We start from the raw sequence: 22314 nt of genomic DNA on the forward strand, positions 1-22314 counted from the left end.
CAACGAATGATCTGACGCGGGCGCCGTTCGGGCGCCCGTTTCACATGGAGGGATATCCAGGCCCATGAGCATTCCTGCCCGGATCAAAGACGATCTGCCGTTCCTCACCGCCTTGCGCCGCGATCTGCACGCGCATCCGGAACTCGGTTTCGAGGAGGAGCGCACCGCCGGTATCGCCGCAAAGCTTCTCGAGGAGGCCGGCATCGCCGTGCATCGCGGGCTTGCCGGCACCGGCGTGGTCGGCACCCTGCAAGTCGGCAACGGCACGCGCAGGATCGGGTTGAGAGCCGATATGGATGCGCTCGCCATGCCTGAGATGGCGGAGCGGCCCTATAAATCGACCGTACCGGGAAAGATGCATGCCTGCGGCCATGACGGCCATACGGCAATGCTGCTTGGCGCCGCGCGGCATCTGGCGGCGACGCTGAATTTTTCCGGCACCGTGCATTTCATCTTCCAGCCGGCCGAAGAGGGCCGCGGCGGGGCGAAGCGCATGGTCGAGGAGGGGCTCTTCCGGCTTTTCCCCTGCGATGCCGTCTATGGCCTGCACAATATGCCGGGGCTTGCGGTCGACGAGATCGCCGTCGTCGAGGGACCGCAGCTCGCCTCCTCCGACAGCTGGCGCATCACCTTTCGCGGCGTCGGCACGCACGGCGCCAAGCCGCATCTCGGCCGCGATCCGATCACGGCAGCCGGTACTTTCCTGTCATCGCTGCAAACGATCGTCGGCCGTGTTGTCGACCCGCTGCAGCCGGCGGTCGTCAGCGCCTGCTTCCTGCAGGCGGGCGATGCGAAGGCGTTGAACGTCATTCCCGATATTGTGGAGATCGGCGGAACGGCACGGGCCTATTCGCCTGAGGTGCGCGACCAGCTGGAGACCGAGATCGCCCGGTTGGCGAGTGGGACGGCTGCGATGTATGGCGTATCGGCCGACTATCATTTTGAGCGGCGGATACCGCCTGTCGTTAATGATGCGGATGCCACATCACGGGCGCTTGCCGCCGCCGGCACCGTCTTTGCTGAAAACGTGCGGAGGAGTTTTCCGCCGTCGACGGCTGGAGATGACTTTGCCTTCTTCGCGCAGAACGCGCCGGGCTGTTATGTCTGGCTGGGCAACGGACCGGCGGTTGACGGCGCGCTACACCACAACACGACTTATGATTTTAACGATGGGGCGCTTGGATACGGGGCGGCTTACTGGGTGGCGTTGGTGGAGGGGGAGTTGAAGGTTTGAGCGATGCCCATTGGTCCGTTTTCACCGTTTTGCGGCGCTGTGGCAGTGATGCACGACTTTCCGGAAGTGAGACGTCGTTCCACACTAGTTGACGGGCCAGACAAATAGCAGCGCTGGCACGCTAACGAGAATAATCAACGCCGACAGCGGCAAGCCGAGACGCGGATAATCGGAAAACTTGTAACCGCCGGGACCGAAGACGAGCGTGTTGCATTGATGGCCGACAGGCGTGAGGAAATCGCAACCCGCGCCAATGGCTACCGCCATCAGGAAGGCTTCCGGTCTGAAGCCTAGACCCGTTGCAAAGCTGGCGGCGATCGGCGCCATGACAAGGACCGTCGCGGCGTTGTTGAGGAAGGGCGTAACGGCCATGGCGGTCACCAAAATCAGGCCGAGCGCACCCCATGCCGGCAGATTCATCGCCGCCCCACTCAGCCAGCCGGCAATCAAATCGCTGCCGCCGGAGGTGCGCAAGGAGTCCGAGACGGGAATAAGGGCCGCGAGCATCACCAGGATCGGTCCATCAACCGATTTATAGACATCCGCGAGTGGAACAGCTCGAAAAACGACCATGCCCAGGGCGGCTGCGAAGAAGGCCACCGGAACCGGCGCGAGACCGGCCGCGGTCGTTGCCATCGCGAGCGCCAGGATAAGAAGCGGAATGAAGGCGCGGCGGCGGGTGCCGAGCAACACCTCTCGCTGGGCGAGTGGCAGCAGGCCGAAATCCTGCAGAAGGGCAGTCAGGCTTCCCCGGCTGCCTTGCAGAAGGAGCACATCACCGGTGCTGATGGTCAAGCTTCCCAGCCGTTCCTTGAGGCGTTCACCGCGCCGGCTAATCGCCAAAAGGTTGACCCCGCGCGTATAGGAAAGCGCCAATTCTTTGGCGGAAAGGCCAGCGAGGGAGGATCCCTGACTAACGATTGCCTCAAGCGAAATGATGTCCGCCTCCGGGTGGCCGCCTTCTGCCAGAGGCTTGCCGGAAAGCTTCAACTTCCCCTGGGACACAATCCGGTCCATCGCTGCCGAAGGACCTTCCAGCAGGACAATGTCGTCAGAGCGGAGCGTGAGATCGGGGAACGGAGCCATTCGGGTACCGCCACGCAGTACGGCGGTGGCTATGACCTCACCATCACCGAGATTCAGGAGGTCACTCAATGCCTGCTCAAGCAGTGTTGACTGGGCCGTGATCGCGACTTCGCTGGTGTAATTCTTGATTTCGATCGCATCCTCGATCGAGCTGTTCTGCTTGGTGCGACTTGGCACCAACCAGTGGAAGAACAAGAGAAAGGTGATGCCGACAACCGTAAGAACACCGCCCATAGGCGTGAAGTCGAACATGGTGAAGGAGGCTCCTGTCATCTCCTCCCGCAGCCGCGACACGACGATATTGGGTGAGGTGCCGATCTGCGTCATCAATCCGCCAAGTAGAGCAGCAAATGACATCGGCATCAGGTATTTTGAGGGAGAGGCACCGGATTTTTTCGCGAACTTGAAGGCGACCGGCATCATGATGGCAAGCGCGCCGATATTTTTGATGAAAGCAGAAAGCATCGCCACCGCAATCATCAAGAGCGCAAGCTGCGTGTAAAGCGTGTTCAGATTCGGGAAAAATCTCTTAATGGCCGAATCCACAATGCCGGAGCGCGCTACGCCCGCGCTGACGACCAGCGCGCTGCCAACGATGATGACGATGTCATCCGAAAACCCGGAGAACGCTTTTTCCGGTGGCACAATGCCGGTCCCGACTGCCAATACAAGCGCACAACACGCGACAACATCATAGCGGAAGCGATCCCATATAAAGACTGCCATCATGAGAGCGATAACAGAAAATGCGATTATCTGTTGTGTTGTCATGCCGACCTGGAAACGAGGCTGGGGTGTCGCCGACAACCGAGCGGAAGACGATATTCAGAAACGCTGTAACGTTGCGCAAGTTCCTCGGCACCACACTTCAGGGACTTCGAACCTCCGGATCCAGCATCTGCGGTAGCCTCGACAGACCTGCAGCATGAAGTTGCATCATCCCACCCCTGAGCTCTCCAAGGATGATGGCTGAAATCTCGCCTTCGACCGGCGCCGAAGACACGCTGCGACGCATCGACCGTGCAGCGAGCTGACAGACTTGCGATATGTAAGGATGTCATGCTGCAGCTGTGAGCTTTGACCAGATCAGAGCATAACAATGCAGATCAGGCGGCGATCACGACCGCAATCATCGCGATCGCACATGCGATACCCAAAAACGTTGAAGCCCAACGAAACGAATTCGCTGAGTTGGTGCAGGTGATGACGAGGGTGCTCGGCAGTGCCCAGCACTGCAACAGCTCCTCCCATCATCCAACATGTCAATGTCAACGCACCGAAAAGCAGAGCCAGATTCATCACGACACTCATTCTAATCTTTACGGTCCTTCGAACCGGCGCATCCTCGCTTTGTTCCCGCCTCAGCGTGTCATCCGATTTTGTACAACGCGTGAAAATTTGCCGGACGCGAACACGACCTCGACGGCAGGGCGCGGCGAGGGCGCAATTTCTCCGTGAAGGTTCTGAGTCTGCGCTGAAAAACTCAACCTTTGATAATCTTCCCCAGGCGTCAGCACCTCACCCATTTTGGTGATGGAACCAAACTGCTTAGCCGTGGTTCGGCGGGCTTTCACGGTCTCGAAGCATAAGGGAAATCCTTTGAACGAGCTGCACCATGAATTCCAGCTGCGAAGAGATTTTCTGCCGAGAGCCGAGGAGGACGGGTGGCCTCAACCTGGACCCGCGGCATTGCCGGTGGACAGTCCACCGGTCCTGCAAAGACCGCTGTCGCCCCGCCCGTTAGTGGTTGATCTCGACGGCACCCTCGTTCGATCGGACCTGCTGATCGAAACTGTCTTCTCGGAGCTTAGCCGTCGGCCCCTTTCCATCGTCGATTTCGTCAGTTCGCTGTCCGCCGGAAAAGCGTGTCTGAAGCACCGCCTTTCTCAACCAGCGGATTTCGACCCGGCTATTCTTCCCTATGACGCGGAAGTGCTGAACGTCATCAAGGCCGCACGGGAGGAGGGACGATCGGTTTACCTCGCTTCTGCAACCCACGAACGCCTGGTTTGCACGGTTGCCGACCACCTTGGCCTTTTCGCCGGCTGGTTTGCAACGAACGAGACGATGAACTGTGTCGGCGAGGCGAAGGCGGCAAAGCTCGTCGCCGCCTTCGGGGAGGGGGGCTTCGACTATATCGGCAATGACCCAGCCGACTTGTCAGTCTGGCGCCACGCCGCAAAGTCCTATGCCATAAGGACATCGGCGGCAGTTGCTCGAGAGCTTTCGCGCCAATGCGACAACGTCGAGCACCTTAGTCACGACAGACCGACATGGCGGATTTGGACGCGCTCGTTGCGGGTGCATCAATACGTCAAGAACGGGTTGGTTTTTATCCCGCTACTGACAAATCAACTCTTTGACCTCCATAGCCTTACGAATGCCGGCCTGGCTCTGGCGGCTTTTTCGCTTTGTGCCTCGGGCGTTTATCTCCTGAACGACTTGGTCGATCTGCAGGACGACCGCCGTCATAAAACCAAATGCCGCAGACCGCTTGCCTGTGGCGAGATCCCGCTGTTGCACGCTCTGTTGGCAATCCCGATCCTGCTTTTGCTGTCGCTTACGGTGGCCGCCATGGTGTCGCCCGTCTTCGTGCTCGTACTCGCGGGTTATTTCGCCTTGACCACCGCCTACTCGTTCTTCCTCAAGCGGAAGATGATCCTGGACGTGGTGGCTCTCGCCTCTCTATACACCACGCGGGTGATCGGCGGCGCTGCCGCCGTCTCGGTGTGGCCATCTCCCTGGCTGCTTGCCTTCATGATGAGCTGGTTTCTCTCGCTCGCTTTGGTGAAGCGATACACCGAGCTCATTTCACGCCGCGCCGCGCACCTGCCGGATTCCAAGAGCCGCGACTACAGGAAGGCGGATATTGGGATGGTGGGCGCCCTGGCAGCTGGAGCGGGAATGAACGCGCTGACGTTATTTGCCCTCTATGCCGCAAGCGACAGTGCCCAAGACATCTACACCAGGCCAGCCATGCTGTGGTTGGCCGGACCGATCCTTGCCTGCTGGATTGCCCGCATCCTTATGCTCGCCCACCGAGGACAGATGCATGACGATCCAGTCGTCTTCGCGATCAAGGACAAGGTCAGCCTCGTCACGCTCGGCGTCGCCGGCGTACTTGTCATTGCCGCAATGTGAGGTGGCCGAATGGCTCGTCAGTCCTCAGAGCGAAGCACTTCCGCGGGCCTCGCAACCCGCTACCTCGCCTTCGCCATGCTCTCCACCGCCGCCAACTTCGCGGTCCAGGCCACTGTCATGCAGCTGGCGCCGTCGCCGAACCTTATGCCTTCGATGCTCGCAGGGACCGCTGCCGGCTTCGGCTTGAAATATCTCCTCGACAAAAAATGGATATTCTTCGACGGCTACACGTCGCACGGCGACGAGATGCTCAAGGTGGCGCTTTACGGCCTGTTCAGTGTTCTGACGACGCTCATATTCTGGGGGTTTGAAATTACTTTTTGGACGGTGTGGAAGACGGAGCTCGCAAAATACACCGGCGGAGCGCTCGGCTTGGCGATCGGCTATATTTCCAAATACGCGTTGGACCGGAAATTCGTCTTCAAACCAGAGGAGGCGTAACAAACTCATGGAGGGCTGGGGACGCTATCCGCGCCATGAAAGCCAGGCAATCGACTGCAAGCGGCCGGAGGCGCTTGCAGGCACCGTGGCCGCTCGCATGGGACTGATCGGCCGCGGAAATGGGCGTTCATACGGTGACGCGGCGATCGGCGAACACTCCACCCTGATGTGCCGTGGACTGAGCCGAATGCGGAGCTTCGATCCGAACGATGCGACGCTGACCGTGGAAGGGGGCGTAATGCTCTCGGATATTCTGCGCGCTTTTGTTCCGAGAGGCTATTTTCCGCCTGTGGTGCCGGGCACGAAATATGTCACGGTCGGCGGGATGATTGCCTCTGACGTGCACGGCAAGAACCATCATCGCGACGGCGGGTTCGGTGACCATGTCAGCGAGATCAAGCTGGTGGTCGCCAGCGGAGAGACCCTCACCTGTAGCCGCGGGCGCAACGCCGATCTTTTCTTCGCGACGGTCGGTGGTATGGGTATGACCGGGATCATCGCGGAAGCGACTTTCCGTTTGAGACCGATTGAATCCGCCTGGATCGCGCAAAAGACGATCGTCACGGAAAATCTTGGCGAGGCGTTGAAGGCGCTGCAGCAGACCGAGGATGTCACCTATTCGGTCGCCTGGATCGATTGCCTTTCGCAAGGCGCCTCTCTTGGACGCTCGCTGATCTTTGCCGGCGAACACGCGACGCTGGACCAGGTCGGCGGCATGTCGGGCGTAGATCGCTTTGCAGCGAAAAACGCAGGGATGTTTTCACTGCCATTCGATCTGCCGCAATGGGTGCTCAACAAAACAAGCGTAACAGCCTTCAACGAGATCTATTTCCGGGCGGGAGCGCGAAAGGCGGCCAAGACCTCGCTGGTCCACTGGGATAAATACTTCTTTCCACTGGACGGCATCCTCGAATGGAACCGGCTTTATGGCAGGCGGGGCTTTCTGCAGCATCAGTGCGTGGTTCCAGCCGAGGACGCGCTTCCAGTCCTGAGCGGCATGCTCGAGCGTTTTGCGCGTTCGGGAAAAGGCTCCTTTCTTGCCGTTCTGAAGAAGCTAGGGGGCGGAAGCGGGCTGCTGTCCTTTCCTGCGCCGGGCTACACGCTGGCGCTCGACCTTCCCGTCACGCAGGAGGTGTTCCGGCTGCTCGACGAAATCGATGAGCTGGTTGTCAAGGCAGGAGGGCGGCTCTATCTCGCCAAGGATGCACGACAGTCACGTCACACATTCGAGGCTGGCTACCCTCGGTTGGCTGCGTTCAAGGAGCTACGCAAGGCAACGGGCGCCGATCGTCACTTTAATTCCCGCTTGGCAAAGAGGCTCGGCATATGAAGGGGATCGGCAAGACCCTGCTCCTGATAGGCGGGACATCGGATATCGGTCGCGCGACGGCGCTGATCTATGCCGAGGCGGGATGGGACGTGCTTCTGACCGGACGAAAGCGCTCTGCCGTACAACGCGAGGCCGACGACATCAGCGCGCGGACCGGCGCTAATGTCCTAGTTCACGAACTCGACATCCTCGCTACAAGCCGCTTTGAAGATTTCGTGGGCGCCGTTTCGCCTCTGCCCGACACGGCGGTCTGCGTCGTTGGCGAACTGGGCGAGCAGTCTCGCGCCGAACGGGAACTTGAGCATGCCGCCATGATCATGCGGACGAACTTTGAAGGGCCAGCTTTGCTTCTTGGCCTTCTGGCGGAACGTTTTGCGGCGAGAGGATCCGGAACCATCGTCGGCATTAGTTCCGTCGCCGGCGATCGCGGACGCGCGTCCAACTATGTCTATGGCGCCGGCAAAGCCGGGCTGACCGCCTTCTTGTCCGGCCTGAGGAACCGGCTGTCCGGGTCCGGGGTGCGCGTGCTCACCGTGAAGCCCGGTTTCGTTCGGACACGCATGACGCATGGCATGAAGCTCCCGCCGCTTCTCACCGCCGAACCTCGGGAGGTCGCGCAGAAGATCTTTACTGTCGCCGAGGGAAGCAGAGGCGGGGACGTGGTCTATGTCAGACGAATATGGCGACCGCTGATGACGGCGATCCGGTCAATCCCGGAGCCGATCTTCAAGAGGTTGCGGCTGTGACGGAACCAGGCAATCACGCCGCGTACGCGGCCATCGGAACGGGAGCAGGCGCCAGCAAGCGACCGGCGGCGAGGATACGGCGGCTGCGCGCGGCGGAAGGTTTGATCATCCTGACAGCATTGGTCTCTGCGGCCATGCTTGCCTTGCCGGGAAGGACCATCAACGCCGCCTTTATCAATGACGTGCTGGTCTTTATCGACGGTGCGCACCGCATCACATTCGGTCAGGTGCCGAACCGCGATTTCCACACGGCGCTCGGGCCACTCGTCTTTTATCTTCCGGCGGCTGGATACCAACTGACGGGGAATTTCGGCGCTGCGATACCGGTTGGAATGGCTATCGTTGTCGTCGCCTTCATCCCCGCAATGATCCGCATTCTTGTGTCTCGCCTCAACCCGTCATTGGCGGCCGCGCTCGGCATATTCCTCATTCTCATCCTCGCGGCGCCTATCAATCTCGGCAGTTCCATCTGGTATCCTTCGTTCGCGATGTTCTATAATCGCATCGGTTGGGTCGCGCTCGGCTTGCTGCTGGTGATGTATCTGACGCCGCAGCCCGCGCGCGGGCGCAACGATGCCGCCGATGCTCTTGCCGCTGTCTTTCTTCTGCTCGTCTCATTCTACATCAAGGCGACTTACGGGCTCGCCGGAACCGCCTTTCTCCTTGTCATCCTGTTGGATCGGCAGCAGCGCCGCTGGGTCGTGACTGCCCTGCTGCTGACGGGGCTGGCCATGATCGCCATCGAGTTCTTCTGGCGCGGAACCATTCAGCATATAGAGGATCTGCGGGCGGCGGCGCGTGTCAGCGGCGGCCATGACGTCGCCAGCATCCTGAAGAACCTGCGTGAGAACCTTTCCGACCTTATCGTGTTTGCGGCCTTCGCCTTGGTCGCCATCTGGCAAACCGGCAGCTTCCGCGATTTTCTCTTCTCCGGGTTCTGCATAGGCGCCGGCCTGGCGATCATCAATCAGAACGCCCACAGCTGGGGCATTATCACGCTCTACTGCGGCGCAGTCGCTCTGGTGCAGAAAGCCGCCTGGCCTCAGCAAGGCGATGACGGGAGAAGGACAGGAGGCTTGGCTCTTCCTGCCGGGGCTCTTCCGCTGCTCGCGGCCTTATTCCTGTCGCCGCCGATCGTACATCACGCCGCTGCCCTCATTCTGCATACATCGCTTGCGGCTGAGAAAGCTGGTCAATCGCTCGGGCTGCCACGTTTTGACGATGTTCGGGAAATCGATCCGCCTGGCGGCGAACCTGACTTCATAAGGCGCTATCTCGACGACATCGTAACCGGGGGGGCGCTGCTGCAGGCGTTGCCCGTACTACCCGAACGCGTTTTTGTGCTTGATTTCGTCAATCCATTTTCAGCCGGCCTCGGAATTCGCCCGCCTACCGGTGACTCCGCCTGGTTTCACTGGAACCGCAATATCAACGAGAAGGCCTACATCCCACCGGAAGTGCTCTTTGCGGATGTAAAGATCGTCATGGTGCCTAAAACCGGTATCAACAGCCTGCCCTTGCAGGAGCTGTACGGCCCATTTCTTTCGGCTCGGTTCGAGGTCGTTCAGAAGACATCGGAGTGGACGGTCTACCAGTGGCGTCAGGCGAAGGTGCAAAGCGAGGTGAAGTGACTGTGCAAGCGGGAGACGGCGCATCGCGCCCGGCGTCACGGTTGAGTTGGTCGCAGGCTGTCATCTTCGGCACGGGTTTCGTTCTCGCCTGCCTTCTCGCTCTGCCCGGCCAAACGGCGACGACCAAGTACGTCAACGACCTCTTCGTTTTCCTGGATGGTGCTCATCGCATCGTACATGGCCAGGTGCCGAATGTGGATTTCCATTCGCCACTCGGGCCGCTGACATTTTACATTCCCGCCGCCGGCTATGGCTTGTCGGGCAATATGGGCGGCGCGATGCCGGCTGGAATGGCGATAGTGGTTCTCCTGCTTGCGGCTATCGCCGCGGAAATCGTGGGCAGCCGGATGCATATGGCGTTCGGACTGCCGCTTGCGATCTTCCTGCTCTTGATAGCTGCGGTTCCCGCAAATCCGGGCGAGCGGATAGGGGAGCTGACCTTTGCCATGTTCTACAACCGGATTGGATGGGCGTCGCTGGGCTTACTGCTGGTGATGTATTTGCCTCGCTTGCCGGCCTCCGGGAGTAGCAAGGCCGTCGACGCCGCATGCGCCAGTCTCCTTGTGTTGCTGATGCTCTACACCAAGATCACCTATGGCGTCGTAGGGCTTGGCTTCCTTTTGTTCATGCTTTTCGATCGTCGCCAGATCGGTTGGGTGAGGTTGGCGCTCGGGATGATCGCTTTCAGCGTTATCGCGACTGAAATCATCTGGGGCGGCGGGTTCAACTACCTTGCTGACCTTGGCCTTTCAGCAAAAAACAGCGGCGGCGTTCTCACGTTGACCGCCCTCGGTCACTTGGTACGGAACAATCACGCCGACCTTTTTGTCTATCTGACGGTCGTGCTCGTCGTTCTCAACCTGACGCCGAGTTATCGGCATTTGCTCTTCGTTGCCTTCTGCGGCACAACCGGAATCCTCTTGATCGGGCAGAATTTCCAGACCGTCGGGATTCTGACGTTGGGTGCGGGCGCCGCCGTCATTACGGAAAGCCTCTTTCGCGCCAAGCTGCTCTCCCGATACGGGAAGGCGCGGTTCGCCCTGCCATTACTCCTAGGGTTCCTGTTGTTGCCCTCCGCCGTCTGCAACGCTGCATCGCTCGCAATTCATGCCTATTATGCTGCCGGCGGCCGAGGCAAACCGATCCCGCTGCCGGCGTTTTCTGAGATCGGGCTCGTTGAGATGTGGAGCGCCGGCCAATACGAATACTTCGAGAGATACAACAGGACATTGGCTGACGCTTCGGCTGCCCTGTCGCAACTGATGTCTGCTGACGAGCGCGTCGCGGTTCTCGATTTCGTCAATCCCTTCTCCGCCGGCATGGGGCTGACACCGCCGGTGGGCGACAGCGTGTGGTATCATTGGGGGCGAACTCTTGGACCGGATGATCATCCGGCCGCGGAAGAGATGTTCGCCGACGTTGACCTTATCCTCGATCCGAAATGGCCGATCGAAATCTGGACGGGTAACGGCCTGCGCGACCTTTATGCCCACTATATCGCCCGCCACTATGTGCTGGTGCGGGAGACGGCCGATTGGCGCATTTATCGGAGAAAGGCTTTCTGAGTCGGTGCGGTCTGTTGTTTCAGCTCCGCGATGATTAGGCCGATGAGCATCAGCACGAGCGCCCAGGCGTAAATGGATCCTGCCGTCAGTTGGCCCAAGCTGGGAGCCCCAGCCAGGGCAAAGGCCCAGATCGCCAGCAGCGGGAGCTCCAAACCGCCGGCCGGTCTGTAGCAGCGCGGCCCGGTCGTCGCGACTTACGACAGCCTCCTGATGGTGGCGTAAATAATGTTGCGATTGGCCCCGAACCAGACTGTCTTTTCAACCGTATTTTCCGCCGCACCGGCATTGGCTATACGCCACATGTCGGCATTGGATCGCTGGAGGAGCTCCCAGTTCATGTAGGATTCCATGTATCCGTCATCCGCCATCTCATCGGAGAAGTTGGCAAATAGAAAGACGCCGCCCGGTTTCAGCATTTCCATGCAAATCTGCGTGAGCCGGATTGCCACTTTATCGGCAAGGTAATCGTACAGCCCTGCTGCGTAGATCAGATCGAAGGTGCCAAGCTGATGCTTTCGCGCGAGCAAGCCGCGCACGGATCCGTCGATAGGCTCTACAGAAGTCCCATGGAATTGGCTGGCGATCGAGCCAATACTTTGGGGGTCCTGATCAAGAGCAACCCAGCGTTTAAGGCGGCCTTCTGCCAATGCTTTTGATGTCTCCGCCTCCCGGAGGTGGCCGGCGGCGATGGCCAGCACCTCGGTATCCGAACCCGTTCGCGCAGCGGTGTCATCGACGTAGCGGGTCAGGATGTCGCGACGTTCCCTGACCGCTACCGGGCCGGGCGCGTTGATCGTGTATTCAAAGATATCCAGCCCGAGAAGGGTGGATCTGGCCACTTGTTCGGCCACCGCCGGATGGCCATAAATAAAGTCGATAAGACCGGCATCACCGGAATAGCCGCGAGGTTTTTCAAAGGACCAACGAGTGAACGGGCACTGCTGCAGGATCTTTGCCGAGGGATGGGCCTGAATAAATGGGATGAGCTTCTGCCATACAGCAGCACCGAATTTTTGACGGACGTCATGAAGCTGACCAATTAACCACTTGACTGCGCCAGGCAGGTCTTTCCCGGCACCGAACCGCTGCATTGCAATGTTGATGACAATCGCAAACTCAGCTTCTGCAGTCCGCAGCAGGTCCTTTTCATTATCGTGGTGAGGTGAGGGGAACTGATTGCTAACGGACTGCGGTGTAATCAAGCTTTGGCCATCAAGGGAAAAGAGGGGCTGAGCCACGGAAACCTCATTGGGGATAAAGATCTAAACATTGAATAAAATCTTCATCATTCTTTTAAGGTCAAGCGTCAAGGTTGGAACGCGGCCTCAGCGCACGCTTTAATTTTAGAAAATATTAGTGAACCCGACAGATACTGTGCCCGCTTGTGGCTCGGGGGAGCCTTATCGGTTGATGTGGAGTCTGCGCAGGGCTATCCAGCATCAGCCAGCAGTCTGCGTAGGGCAACTGTGGCAATATGTTGGGTGGCAGGGGCATGATGCACGTGTTAGCCGAGACCGCAGTCGCCACAATAAGGCCGATGCTGTCGCCAGAACAGTTGCGCCGTCTTTATAAGCAGAAGAGCGAGAGCGGCCGAAAGACCGCTACGCGCAACGGCCTCTGGATAGCGGTGGCCGCTTACCTTGCATACTCTTTCACCGATTATCTCTTTATTGGCGACGTGGTCCGGTACACGATCGCCGGTCGATTGGCGGTTGGCGCCGGTGCGCTGTGCGTGTTGGAACTCTTGCTCTACTGCAAGGCAAAAGCCGATACGGTCGATATGGCTGCGGCAGTGTCCGTGCTGGCAGCTTATCTTGTCTGGCTTCTCACCGCTCAGATGACCTCGGTCACGGACGCCTTTTCATACTATATGGTTTTTGGCTCGATCTTTATGATGAGCGTCAACCTGTTCTTCAGTTTCCGGTTTCCGCTAGCTCTTGCGGCCTCCGTAACGAACATGCTCATCTTCATCGGCGCCCTCTGTTTATTCGCGCCGATGCTGCTTCTTCATAAGCTGATCCTCGGTGCGTTCTGCATTTCTTGCTTTATTTTTACCTCTTACGTGAACCTTCAACTCAACAGAGAGCGCTATAAAGTCTTCCTGAATGCTCTTGAAGCGAGTTTGCAGCAAGCTGCTGCCGACGAAAGAGGTAGGGCTCTTTTGCATCTCTCGAACACCGACTCGTTGACCGGGCTGGAAAATCGCCGGGCGATTGATCAACGTCTGCGTGACTACTGGCAACGCTGGCAGGACCATAGGGCGCACTTTGCCGTCCTGCTTATCGATGTCGATTATTTCAAACACTATAACGACTGCTACGGCCATCAAGAAGGTGACCGGTGCCTTGTCGCTGTCTCGCAGCTTCTCCAAAGCGTGGCCTCGTCCTGGGGCTCGATTATCGGGCGATACGGAGGTGAGGAATTCATCGTCATCACGCCAATGCCGAATTCGCAAAGAGCGACCGACCTGGCAGAAGCAATTTGTGCTGATGTCCGAGCATTGGCCTGGCCACACGAGCACAGGCGGGACGGGACCGCCGTAATCACCGTGAGTGTCGGCGTGTCCTATACGCGGGATGAGACCAAACAGGTCGACAAGGTCGTCCATGAAGCCGATCGCGCGCTTTATGCCGCCAAGGCAACGGGTCGCAACACCCTCGTGGTCTTCGATCCCGAAGACCCGCAGAGTAGCGATGACAGCGAGGATATAGCCGCGACGTTGAAAATTGCGATTGAACACGGGCTTGTCTCACTCGTCTATCAGCCGATCCGCAACATTCAGACAGGCAAGACGGACGGCGTTGAAGCTTTGATGCGTTTGAGGATGTTGGACGGGACGCAGATACCACCTGCTATGTTTATTCCAGTTGCGGAAAGGACAGGTTCGATTGTTGAACTCGGCCGGTGGGCAATCCGCACCGTTTGCCGAGACCTGTTGGCAACCGGCTTGGTGCAAGTTGCCAGCGTCAACGTTTCGCCGATTGAGCTTAAAATGCCAGGTTTCGCCAGCTATGTCGCTGCGACGCTCGCAGAATTCGGCGTGACGGGTGCTCGGCTTGCTTTCGAAATTACAGAAGGCGTTGAGCTGGAAATCGACCAGACCGTGGTTCGTTGCATCAGCGACCTGAGAAAGCTAGGCGCTCAAGTCTGGCTGGACGACTTCGGCACAGGGTTTGCCGGGCTCTCGTGGCTTCGCCTCATAGAATTCGACACAGTCAAGATCGATCGATCCTTCCTCCATGATTGCAACACGGAAAAAGGGAAGCGGATGTTGCTTGACATCATCAGCCTGCTGCGCAATCGCGGCGTAAGGATACTCATTGAAGGCGTTGAGACCATTGAACATCAGCGGCTGATGCAGCAGTACGGAATCAACCAGATCCAAGGATATTACATCGGACGGCCCGCGTCGGCAGCTCAGCTTGAATCTGACAACGTGCTGCCGTTCGGCCTGGTCAGGAAGGTTTGATTCCGAATGTCTATTTCGGAATAGGCCATATGTTATGTGGTCACGGCGGCAGACGCCCGTAGGCGGAGGGAGGGCTGCACGGCACTCCCCTCGCTTTGAGATGCGTTCGACCTAGAAAATCTCCAGCACCGGACTTTCCACCACCTTCCCCGTCACCACATCCGCAATCCCCCGGTCGGTCTGGTGCGGACCGGCATTGCAGGCGAGTGTTGCGCCGAAGCAGGCCTTGAAGACGCGGTAGGGTGGCTTCCAGTCGACGATTTTGTCCATGGCCTTGCGGATTTCGGCAAAGGCTGAGGCGGTGTCCTTCAGTGAGGCGTCGGTGACGAGGCCGGAGAGCGGGAGCGGCAGGATCGACTGGATTACGCCGTCCTTGGCGACTGCCATGCCGCCGCCGGCTGCTATGACGGCGTTGGCGGCGAGCGCCATGTCGGCCGCATTGCCGCCGAAGACGGTGAGGTTGTGGCTATCATGCGAAACGGTGGTGCAGAAGGCGCCGCGCCATTCGCCCCAGCCGGTGAGAAAGCCGATGCGCGGGGTGCCTCCGGCCTTTCCGTGGCGATGGGCGACGGCGATCATGGCGCTGCCGGCCGGCGGCACGACGAAGCCGTCTTGGACTTCCGTTTCGGCTTCGCCCCATTGCGTGAAGCGCGGACGGTCGATGGTAGCGATGCGGACGCGCGCGCCCTTCGCAGGGACGCGGAAATCATTCTCCGTCAGCGGCGGTAGCTTGATGGAGTTGACGAGCGGCGCCGTATCGAGCGGCTGAACGGCCGCCTCCATGCTGCCGTTGCGGGCGACGATGCGGCCGTCTGATATGACGAGGCGTGCTCGGAATTCCGTGAGATCCTCGAAGAGAACGAGATCGGCGCGGCGGCCCGAGGCGACAAGGCCGAGATCGGAACGCTTCAGCCGCTCAGCGGCGTTGAAGGTCGCGGCCCGCAGTGCCCATTCCGGTTTCATGCCGTAGCGCACCAGGCGGCGGGCGACATCGTCGAGGCCGCCGCTTTGGTAGAGTTCATCGGGAAAGACGTCGTCGGTACAGAGCGTAACGGTGGGGGGCAGCTGGCCGAGACCGTTCAGCACCTCGACGAATTCCTGCAAGAGATGATCGTGAGAGCCGCGCAGCTCGATCGTCAGGCCGGCGGAAAGCTTGGCGGCGAGATCGGCGCCGGAGGTGAGTTCGTGGTCCGAGGTGACGCCCGCTGCCATGAAGGCGTTGAGGTCAGCGCCTTCGAGGCCCCGAGCATGGCCGCAGACGAGCTTGCCGGAGGCAAGGCCAGAGTTGACGATAGCGCTCATGCGTGGATCGCCGTCGATGACGCCGCGCATGTTCATGACTTCGGCAACGCCGCCGACAGCGGGTGAACGCAGCATCTCGGCAACGACGGCGGCATCGAAATCGGCGCCGGCAAGTTCCAGGCCCGGTGCAGACGGCACGCAGGAGGGGGCGAGCAGGATCATGCGCAGCGGCAATGCACGTGCCGCCTCGATCGCCCAGCGCACGCCGTCGAGGCCATGGACGTTGCCGAATTCATGCGGATCCCAGACGGCCGTCGTGACACCGCGCGCCAGCACGGCGCTTGCATATTCTGCCGGTGTCACCATCGAGCTTTCGACATGCATGTGCGTATCGATCAGGCCCGGCGTCAGGGTGGCGCCGGTCGCATCGATGATCTCGATGGCATCCGTTCGGCTTGCCGGCGTATGGACGCTTGCGATGAGCGCGCCGACGAGGCCGATATCAGCCTCCCGGATCAGGCCTGTCACCGCATCGAGCAGCCGGCCGCCGGTGATGAGCATATCAAAGGGAGCGTCGCCGCGGGCGGCGGCAACTGCCCGGGCGCGCAATTCGGGATCGTTGAGATCGAAAGGTTCCTGACGAGGAATGGCGTTCATTTGCGGGCCTCGTTGACCAAAGCGGCGAGAATGATGGTACGCGCCTTCTCGACGTCGATATCGGCGGCGAATTGGGCGTTGAAGGTCGCATGCGTGGCGCGGGTCTCGACGACGGTGCGGCCACGGGTGAGGGCGCCCTGCAGTTCGACGTCGATGCGGGCGGGGCGGAAGCTAACGATATCGGGGGCGACGAAAGCCACGGCGGCTGAGGGATCGTAAATTGCCATGCCGGGACGACCACGGCTGGTGCCGATGCCTATATAACCGGCGAACATGTCGGCGATCAGTTCGGCATTGGCGCCGCCGGCACTGCGCACCGGCTCGGCATCTTCGGGCCTTGCAACTATCTTGCGGCAGAGATCGAGATCGACCATACGCAACGGCAGGCCATGGGCGATAACAATTGCCAGCGCCTCGGGATCGGCGAGCGCGTTGAACTCGGCAGAGGCCGTATGGTTGCCCGATGTGACGCCGCCGCCCATCCAGACGATGTCGGTGATGCGCGCGGCAAGATCGGGGCGGGCGAGCGCCACGGCGGCGATATTGGTGAGCGGCCCGAGCGCCAGGATGCGGTGGGGTCCGTCGCCGTCGAGCCAGCGGCAGAGCGCGGTGAAGGCATCGCTCTCGGCACTGGGAGGGGCCTTCGGCAGACTGGTGCCTGACGTCGGAATGCCGGTTTCGCCGAGGATCGCCTGGGCGGTTTCGGGCTTGCCGAGAACAGGTGCTGCACGACCGGTATGGACGGGGAACGTCCAGCCGAAGGCGCTGGCGGCGCCTGCGGCATTCGCCCGCACCTGCGGCAGCGGCGTATTGCCGAAGACCAGCGAGACGCCGTCGATCTGATATTTCGACTGCGCCACCACCAGAATGGCGGCGATGTCGTCGAAGCCCATGTCGGTATCGATCCATGCACCCATGATATCACCCGAAGCGCTTGAGGTTGGCCGCGCTGGCGACCGGCAGATTGAAGGCGAGCTCACTGCCGATCTCGTGCGGCGGCAAGCTCGCGTCGATTTCAGCCTTTATAGGCCCAAGCGGCGTTTGGAGGAGGTATTCGCGTGTATTGCCGGCGAAAGACGTGCCGCGCACCGTACCTTGGAACGGACCGGAGCCGATGGTCACCGTACGCGGGCGCCAGGCCAGGCCGGCCACAGCCTGGGGCGGCGGATCGGAAAGTGCTGCGGGGCCGTGCGGCGTCACAAGTTTTCCGTCCTTCAGAGCGAAGATATTTTCGAAGCCGACGAAATCGGCGACGAAGGCGGAGGCGGGATTGTTATAGATCTCCTCCGGCGTGCCGATCTGTTCGATGCCGCCGTTCAGCATCACGACGATGCGGTCGGCGAGGGCCAGGGCTTCCACCTGATCGTGAGTGACGAAGATCATGGTGACGCCGGTCTCCTTCTGCACGCGCTGCAATTCCGCGCGCATTTCGAGACGAAGCCGGGCGTCGAGGTTGGAGAGCGGTTCGTCGAGCAGCAGCACCTTCGGCTCCATCACCATGGATCGCGCCATTGCGACGCGCTGCTGCTGGCCGCCGGACAGTTCGGCAGGCTTTCGGCCGGCGAAGCTGGTCAGGCCGACGGATTTCAGGCCGGCGCCGACGCGGGCATCGAGGTTCGCGCCCGAAATGCCCTTGAGGCGCAGGCCGAAGGCGACGTTTTCGTAGACCGTCAGATGCGGGAAAAGCGCGTAGGACTGGAAGACGAGGCCGACCGCGCGTTTGTTGGCGGAGACGCGGGTTATATCGGCGCCGTCGAGGCCAATGCGGCCGGAAGCGGGCTTCAGCAGGCCGGCAATGGCGCGCATCGTTGTCGTCTTGCCGCAGCCGGACGGGCCGAGAAGAGTGACGAGCTCGCCCTTGGCGATCGCAAGGTCGAGATCCCTGACGGCGACCGTATCACCATAGCGAAGCGTCAGCTTGTCGAGTTTGAGATAGGCATCAGACATAACGCGAGAGTCCCAGGAAGCGTTCGGCGAGGAAGACGATGCCGATCGAGAGGAAAGCGAGAAGGGCGGAGAGCGCCGCGATCGAAGGATCGTAGGTGGTTTCCATATAGCCCAGCATGTCGATCGGCAGTGTCCGCACACCCGGGCCGGAAAGGAAGAGCGAGACCGGCACCTGATTGAAGCTGGTGACGAAGCCGAGGATGAAGGCGGCCAGGATGCCGCCGCGGATATTCGGCATCACCACGCGGAAGAAGGCACCGAGCCTGGAGGAGCCGAGCAGGACGGCTGCTTCCTCGATATCCGCGCGCAGATTGTCGAGGCTCGCCGAAACGACGCGCACGGCATAGGGCAGTACGAGGGCCGCATGGGCAAAGAACAGCGCAAGCGTGATGTTGAAACCGAAGGGCACGACGAGATAACGCAGCAATGCCAGGCCGACGATGATGCCGGGGACGATGATCGGCAGCGAGACGATGGTGCGGACGGTTTCGGCGGCGGGCATTGGGTAACGCGACAAGGCATAGGCGGCCGGGATGCCGAGGATGAGGGCTGCGAGCGTTCCGAAGACGGCAAGGAACAGCGACATGGCGAAGCTGTCGCGGAAGCTTTCGATGGTGAAGACCTTCATCACCCAGCGCAGCGACAGGCCTTGCGGCGGAAAGGCCAGCGTATCGCCCGCCGAGAGCGAGGCGGCAATGATGATCAGGAACGGGCCGATCAGGAAGATCAGCAGCAGGAGGAGCACGACAGGCGAAAGGAGACGGATGCTCATCTGCGGCTCCTCGCCGTCGCAAGGCGTTTCAGCAGGATGTTGGCGGCAAAGCTCATGACGATCAGGATGAAGGCGATGACGCTTGCCGAGACGAAATCATTGGCGACGGACACCTGCTGATACATCAGCGTTTCGAGCATCAGCACCTTGGAACCGCCGAGGATGGCCGGCGTGATGTAGGCGGTGAGCGAGCCGGTGAAGACGAGCGTGCCGCCGATGACGAGACCCTCGCGCGTCAGCGGCAGGACGACTTTCCAAAAGGCCTGCAACCAGTTGGCGCCGAGCACGCGGGCAGCCGGGATCGCATCCCTCGGGATGTTTTCGAGCGCACTGATCAACGACAGGATCATCAGCGGCAGGAATAGCTGCAGGAGGCCGATGAAGACGGCGGTCTCGGTGAAGAGCAGGCGCAGCGGTTCGGCGCTGAAACCGAGGCCCGTGATCGCCTGGTTGACGATACCGGTGCGGCCGAGAATGACAATCCAGGCATAGGTGCGGGCCACCGGCGAAATCATCAGCGGTAGGGTGATGAGGCCGATCATGCGGCCTTTGCCGTTCGCCGGCAGGTTGACGATGGCAAAGGCTGCGGCGTAGCCGATGACGGCCGAGACGGCGGTGACCTCGAGGGCGAGCCGGAAGGAGCGCAGGAAAACGGTGCGGTTCAGCGTCTCGGAAAAGAAGCCGGTATAGGCCGACAGCGTCCAGGCACCATCGGCGCGGAAACCCTCCGACAGCAGGATTGCGACGGGCAGCAGAAAGACCACCGTCGCAAAGACGGCTGCCGGCAAGGCAAGCGCCAGGGCTTCCGCGCGGTTCTGGAACATGAGACGCCTTTCGAGGAGAGGAGATGGCCCCGGCGAGCGGCCGGGGCGGGTTCATGCGGGCTCTACTGGCCGACCTTCTCGTTCCAGGTCTTCAGCCAACCGGCGCGGTTGTCGAGGGCGATGGCGGAAGGGATCAGTTTGAGGCTCTTGGCCGTTTCCTCGCCATAGGTGAGGTTGCCGGCCGCAGCTTCCGAAAGCTTGACCTCGCTATTGGCGGGGCTGTCGATCAGCTTTTCGGCGAGCTTGGTCTGGATCGCGGTCGAAAGCCAGAAATCCATGAACTGCATGGCGAGATCCTGGTTTTTCGAACCCTTGGTCAACACCAGCACGTTCATGCCGCCGGTCTGCCCCTCCTTCGGCGTTGCCCAGGCGACGGGAAGGTCGAGCTTGGTGAAGCCGGCCCAGGAGAAACGGCCGATGGGGGCTGCCCAGATTTCCTCCTGCTGCATGAGCTGCACGAGCTGCGAGGACTTTTCATAGAAGGTGACGATGTCGTCCTTCTTTTCGCCCAGCGCCTCAATCGGGCCTTGCAGATCAGGCGTATCCTTGCCGAGCGACAGGCCCAGCATATAGAGCGCCGGCGGGCCCTGATTGGTTGTGACGTTCGGGAAGGCGACATGGCCGACATATTCCGGCTTCAGAAGATCGGCCCAGGACTCGATTTTCATCTTGTCGGAACGATAAGCGATCGACGTGGCATAGAAAGTGTAGCCGACGCTCATGCCGTCGCCGTTCGGGTCCTTGGCGACGTCGTAGAGCTTGTCGAAATTGGCAAGTTTCGTCGTATCGATCTTGTCGGTCAGTCCGGCGCGCGATGCGGCAAGCGCATCCGCCATCGAAACGGCGGCGAGATCGACCACGGGGTTGGCCTTGTTCGCCTCCATCTTGGCCAGCCGCTCGACGCTGTTGCCGGTCTCGACCACCAGCTTGCAGCCGCATTGGGCTTCGAACGGATCATAGACCAGCGTCTTGAAGTCGTCCTGGGCGAAGGCATAGACGGAAATGGTCAGCGTTCGTTCGGCTGCGGAGGCGGCAAACGGCGACAGTGCGGCGAGTGCCGCCGACGCCATGAGAGCTTTTTTCATCTTACATGTTCTCCATCTCTGAGGTTTTTGTTGCCGGACTCGCAGGCCCGGATGATTGGCGGACAATCAGCTGCATTGCGACGCGTTCGATTTCCGCGGTAACGAGCACGCCTTCCCGGACGCGGCTTTTTCTGATGGTATCGGCCAGCGCCGATACGGCAATTCCGGCAATTCTATCCATGTCCATCCTTACCGTCGTCAGCGACGGTGTGACAACAGGCGACCAGATGAGGTCGTCGAAGCCGGTGACGCTGACATCGCCGGGAACGCTGATGCCGGCCTGCTGCAGCTCGGTCAGCGCGCGCAACGCCTGCAGATCGGAGAGAGCCGCGAAAGCGGTAAAACCCTCCCGCACCTTTTCGGCGAGGCCGAGCGGACAGCCGCTGCCGCCATCCTGCTCCACCTTCCCGATCCACAGCGTTTCGGCATGCATGCCCGCGTGCATACCGGCGCGAATCCCATCGGCGCGGTCGTTCTGAACGCTGGATTCCTGGTTGTTGCCGATGATGAGGATGCGCTGGTGGCCGAGGTCCGCGAGATGGAGAGCAATTTCGCGGCCGCCCTGCCAATGGTCGGCTGAAACGGTGTTGCCTGGCGTCGAGGGGGTGTCGATGAGAGCGACTGGGCAAGCGGCGGACGAAATGCGGGTGGCGCGGCGGGGAACAATGATCAGGCCGTCGACGCCGCGTTCGACGAGACGATCGATCGCCTCGGTCTGGGCGGCAGCATCGCCACGGGAGTCGGCGATCAGCACGCCGTAACCGGCGATGGAGGCGGCATATTCGATCGCCTGTGCGATCTTCGGAAACAGAGGATTAGCGATATCGGGCAATACCAGGCCGAGAACGCCGCTGCGGCCGGTCCTAAGCGCTCGGCCGGCCTGGCTCGGGACATAGCCCAGTTCGGCGGCATGTTCGCGGATCCGTTCGACCAACGGGCCGGAGACCCGACCTTTACCGGAAAGCGCATTGGAGACCGTGGCAATGGAAACGCCGAGGGAGGTCGCAATCCTGCTGAGGTTCGGTCCGGAGCGCGATGACGCCATGATCTAGCTTTCTGATTAATCGTTTAATCAGTCCTATAGCAGCTCCTTCTGCTTGTCGAATCCAAATTCGTCTGGGGCGCGAGTATTCCGGGATATTGC

At 60.5% G+C, this 22314-nt stretch carries 18 protein-coding genes; 8 read left to right on the plus strand and 10 right to left on the minus strand.

The window, feature by feature from the left end; genetic code table 11:
• The first annotated feature begins 64 nt into the window (after nt 1–64).
• Nucleotides 65–1234: a M20 aminoacylase family protein gene (locus HJC00_RS07895; RefSeq protein ID WP_221163821.1), complete on the plus strand. Its 1170-nt coding sequence runs from the start codon at nt 65–67 to the stop codon at nt 1232–1234.
• An 84-nt stretch (nt 1235–1318) separates the two neighbouring features.
• On the opposite strand, the gene HJC00_RS07900 is transcribed toward HJC00_RS07895, so the two are convergent.
• Nucleotides 1319–3091 (minus strand): SLC13 family permease, encoded by a 1773-nt coding sequence (locus HJC00_RS07900; protein ID WP_221163822.1) that lies wholly within the window; start codon nt 3089–3091, stop codon nt 1319–1321.
• Between the two features lie 315 nt (nt 3092–3406).
• Nucleotides 3407–3631, minus strand: a complete 225-nt coding sequence (locus HJC00_RS07905) for a hypothetical protein (protein WP_259672206.1) — start codon at nt 3629–3631, stop codon at nt 3407–3409.
• Nucleotides 3632–3919: 288 nt separating this feature from the next.
• Here HJC00_RS07905 and HJC00_RS07910 point away from each other — a divergent pair, with 288 nt between their 5' ends.
• From HJC00_RS07910 to HJC00_RS07935, 6 genes are read left to right on the plus strand one after another with little or no spacing between them, the layout of a single operon-like run.
• Nucleotides 3920–5461, plus strand: a complete 1542-nt coding sequence (locus HJC00_RS07910) for a UbiA family prenyltransferase (RefSeq protein ID WP_221163823.1) — start codon at nt 3920–3922, stop codon at nt 5459–5461.
• Nucleotides 5462–5470: 9 nt separating this feature from the next.
• A complete protein-coding gene (locus HJC00_RS07915; RefSeq protein ID WP_210629972.1) occupies nt 5471–5902 on the plus strand; it encodes a GtrA family protein in 432 nt (143 codons plus the stop codon).
• A 7-nt stretch (nt 5903–5909) separates the two neighbouring features.
• A complete protein-coding gene (locus HJC00_RS07920; RefSeq protein ID WP_221163832.1) occupies nt 5910–7232 on the plus strand; it encodes an FAD-binding oxidoreductase in 1323 nt (440 codons plus the stop codon).
• Nucleotides 7229–7978, plus strand: coding sequence for an SDR family oxidoreductase (locus tag HJC00_RS07925; protein ID WP_210629973.1), 750 nt, complete (start codon nt 7229–7231; stop codon nt 7976–7978). The genes HJC00_RS07920 and HJC00_RS07925 overlap by 4 nt, the downstream gene beginning before the upstream one ends.
• Nucleotides 7912–9609 carry a hypothetical protein gene (locus HJC00_RS07930; RefSeq protein WP_247241705.1) on the plus strand — a complete coding sequence of 566 codons (1698 nt, stop codon included), beginning with the start codon at nt 7912–7914 and terminating at the stop codon, nt 9607–9609. The genes HJC00_RS07925 and HJC00_RS07930 overlap by 67 nt, the downstream gene beginning before the upstream one ends.
• 41 nt (nt 9610–9650) lie before the next feature.
• Nucleotides 9651–11174 (plus strand): hypothetical protein, encoded by a 1524-nt coding sequence (locus tag HJC00_RS07935; RefSeq protein WP_259672207.1) that lies wholly within the window; start codon nt 9651–9653, stop codon nt 11172–11174.
• Nucleotides 11175–11368: 194 nt separating this feature from the next.
• Here the strand turns inward: HJC00_RS07935 and HJC00_RS07940 are convergent, their stop codons facing one another.
• Complete coding sequence (locus HJC00_RS07940; protein ID WP_210629974.1) at nt 11369–12412, minus strand: class I SAM-dependent methyltransferase; 1044 nt, start codon at nt 12410–12412, stop codon at nt 11369–11371.
• Nucleotides 12413–12666: 254 nt separating this feature from the next.
• On the opposite strand from HJC00_RS07940, the gene HJC00_RS07945 reads away from it, so the two are divergent.
• Entirely contained in the window at nt 12667–14643 is a 1977-nt protein-coding gene (locus HJC00_RS07945) for a putative bifunctional diguanylate cyclase/phosphodiesterase (RefSeq protein WP_405048783.1), read from the plus strand.
• A gap of 111 nt (nt 14644–14754) precedes the next feature.
• Here HJC00_RS07945 and HJC00_RS07950 read toward each other — a convergent pair whose 3' ends face one another.
• From HJC00_RS07950 to HJC00_RS07980, 7 genes are all read right to left on the minus strand, one after another.
• Nucleotides 14755–16542, minus strand: a complete 1788-nt coding sequence (locus HJC00_RS07950) for an adenine deaminase (protein ID WP_221163824.1) — start codon at nt 16540–16542, stop codon at nt 14755–14757.
• On the minus strand, nt 16539–17459 hold the full coding sequence (locus tag HJC00_RS07955; RefSeq protein ID WP_210629976.1) for a nucleoside hydrolase: 921 nt from the start codon (nt 17457–17459) through the stop codon (nt 16539–16541). The genes HJC00_RS07950 and HJC00_RS07955 overlap by 4 nt, the downstream gene beginning before the upstream one ends.
• 4 nt (nt 17460–17463) lie before the next feature.
• Nucleotides 17464–18489, minus strand: coding sequence for an ABC transporter ATP-binding protein (locus HJC00_RS07960; protein WP_221163825.1), 1026 nt, complete (start codon nt 18487–18489; stop codon nt 17464–17466).
• Nucleotides 18482–19261 (minus strand): ABC transporter permease, encoded by a 780-nt coding sequence (locus HJC00_RS07965; RefSeq protein ID WP_221163826.1) that lies wholly within the window; start codon nt 19259–19261, stop codon nt 18482–18484. Before HJC00_RS07965 ends, HJC00_RS07960 begins: the two co-directional genes overlap by 8 nt.
• Nucleotides 19258–20085 carry an ABC transporter permease gene (locus HJC00_RS07970; protein ID WP_210629979.1) on the minus strand — a complete coding sequence of 276 codons (828 nt, stop codon included), beginning with the start codon at nt 20083–20085 and terminating at the stop codon, nt 19258–19260. The genes HJC00_RS07965 and HJC00_RS07970 overlap by 4 nt, the downstream gene beginning before the upstream one ends.
• 62 nt (nt 20086–20147) lie before the next feature.
• On the minus strand, nt 20148–21170 hold the full coding sequence (locus tag HJC00_RS07975; RefSeq protein WP_221146496.1) for an ABC transporter substrate-binding protein: 1023 nt from the start codon (nt 21168–21170) through the stop codon (nt 20148–20150).
• Between the two features lies 1 nt (nt 21171).
• Complete coding sequence (locus tag HJC00_RS07980; protein WP_221123015.1) at nt 21172–22215, minus strand: LacI family DNA-binding transcriptional regulator; 1044 nt, start codon at nt 22213–22215, stop codon at nt 21172–21174.
• Nucleotides 22216–22314 lie beyond the last annotated feature (99 nt).

Origin of the sequence: Rhizobium sp. NLR22b, from assembly GCF_019685295.1 — a bacterium.
Lineage (GTDB): Bacteria > Pseudomonadota > Alphaproteobacteria > Rhizobiales > Rhizobiaceae > Rhizobium.

What these genes read in the sequence shown, in the direction of transcription:
- HJC00_RS07950 (WP_221163824.1), bottom strand. Translation starts at nt 16,542, where the DNA reads ATGAACGCCATTCCTCGTCAGGAACCTTTCGATCTCAACGATCCCGAA.
- HJC00_RS07970 (WP_210629979.1), bottom strand. Translation starts at nt 20,085, where the DNA reads ATGTTCCAGAACCGCGCGGAAGCCCTGGCGCTTGCCTTGCCGGCAGCC.
- HJC00_RS07895 (WP_221163821.1), top strand. Translation starts at nt 65, where the DNA reads ATGAGCATTCCTGCCCGGATCAAAGACGATCTGCCGTTCCTCACCGCC.
- HJC00_RS07960 (WP_221163825.1), bottom strand. Translation starts at nt 18,489, where the DNA reads ATGTCTGATGCCTATCTCAAACTCGACAAGCTGACGCTTCGCTATGGT.
- HJC00_RS07965 (WP_221163826.1), bottom strand. Translation starts at nt 19,261, where the DNA reads ATGAGCATCCGTCTCCTTTCGCCTGTCGTGCTCCTCCTGCTGCTGATC.
- HJC00_RS07975 (WP_221146496.1), bottom strand. Translation starts at nt 21,170, where the DNA reads ATGAAAAAAGCTCTCATGGCGTCGGCGGCACTCGCCGCACTGTCGCCG.
- HJC00_RS07980 (WP_221123015.1), bottom strand. Translation starts at nt 22,215, where the DNA reads ATGGCGTCATCGCGCTCCGGACCGAACCTCAGCAGGATTGCGACCTCC.
- HJC00_RS07925 (WP_210629973.1), top strand. Translation starts at nt 7,229, where the DNA reads ATGAAGGGGATCGGCAAGACCCTGCTCCTGATAGGCGGGACATCGGAT.
- HJC00_RS07930 (WP_247241705.1), top strand. Translation starts at nt 7,912, where the DNA reads ATGGCGACCGCTGATGACGGCGATCCGGTCAATCCCGGAGCCGATCTT.
- HJC00_RS07955 (WP_210629976.1), bottom strand. Translation starts at nt 17,459, where the DNA reads ATGGGTGCATGGATCGATACCGACATGGGCTTCGACGACATCGCCGCC.
- HJC00_RS07920 (WP_221163832.1), top strand. Translation starts at nt 5,910, where the DNA reads ATGGAGGGCTGGGGACGCTATCCGCGCCATGAAAGCCAGGCAATCGAC.
- HJC00_RS07905 (WP_259672206.1), bottom strand. Translation starts at nt 3,631, where the DNA reads ATGAGTGTCGTGATGAATCTGGCTCTGCTTTTCGGTGCGTTGACATTG.
- HJC00_RS07915 (WP_210629972.1), top strand. Translation starts at nt 5,471, where the DNA reads ATGGCTCGTCAGTCCTCAGAGCGAAGCACTTCCGCGGGCCTCGCAACC.
- HJC00_RS07900 (WP_221163822.1), bottom strand. Translation starts at nt 3,091, where the DNA reads ATGACAACACAACAGATAATCGCATTTTCTGTTATCGCTCTCATGATG.
- HJC00_RS07945 (WP_405048783.1), top strand. Translation starts at nt 12,667, where the DNA reads ATGATGCACGTGTTAGCCGAGACCGCAGTCGCCACAATAAGGCCGATG.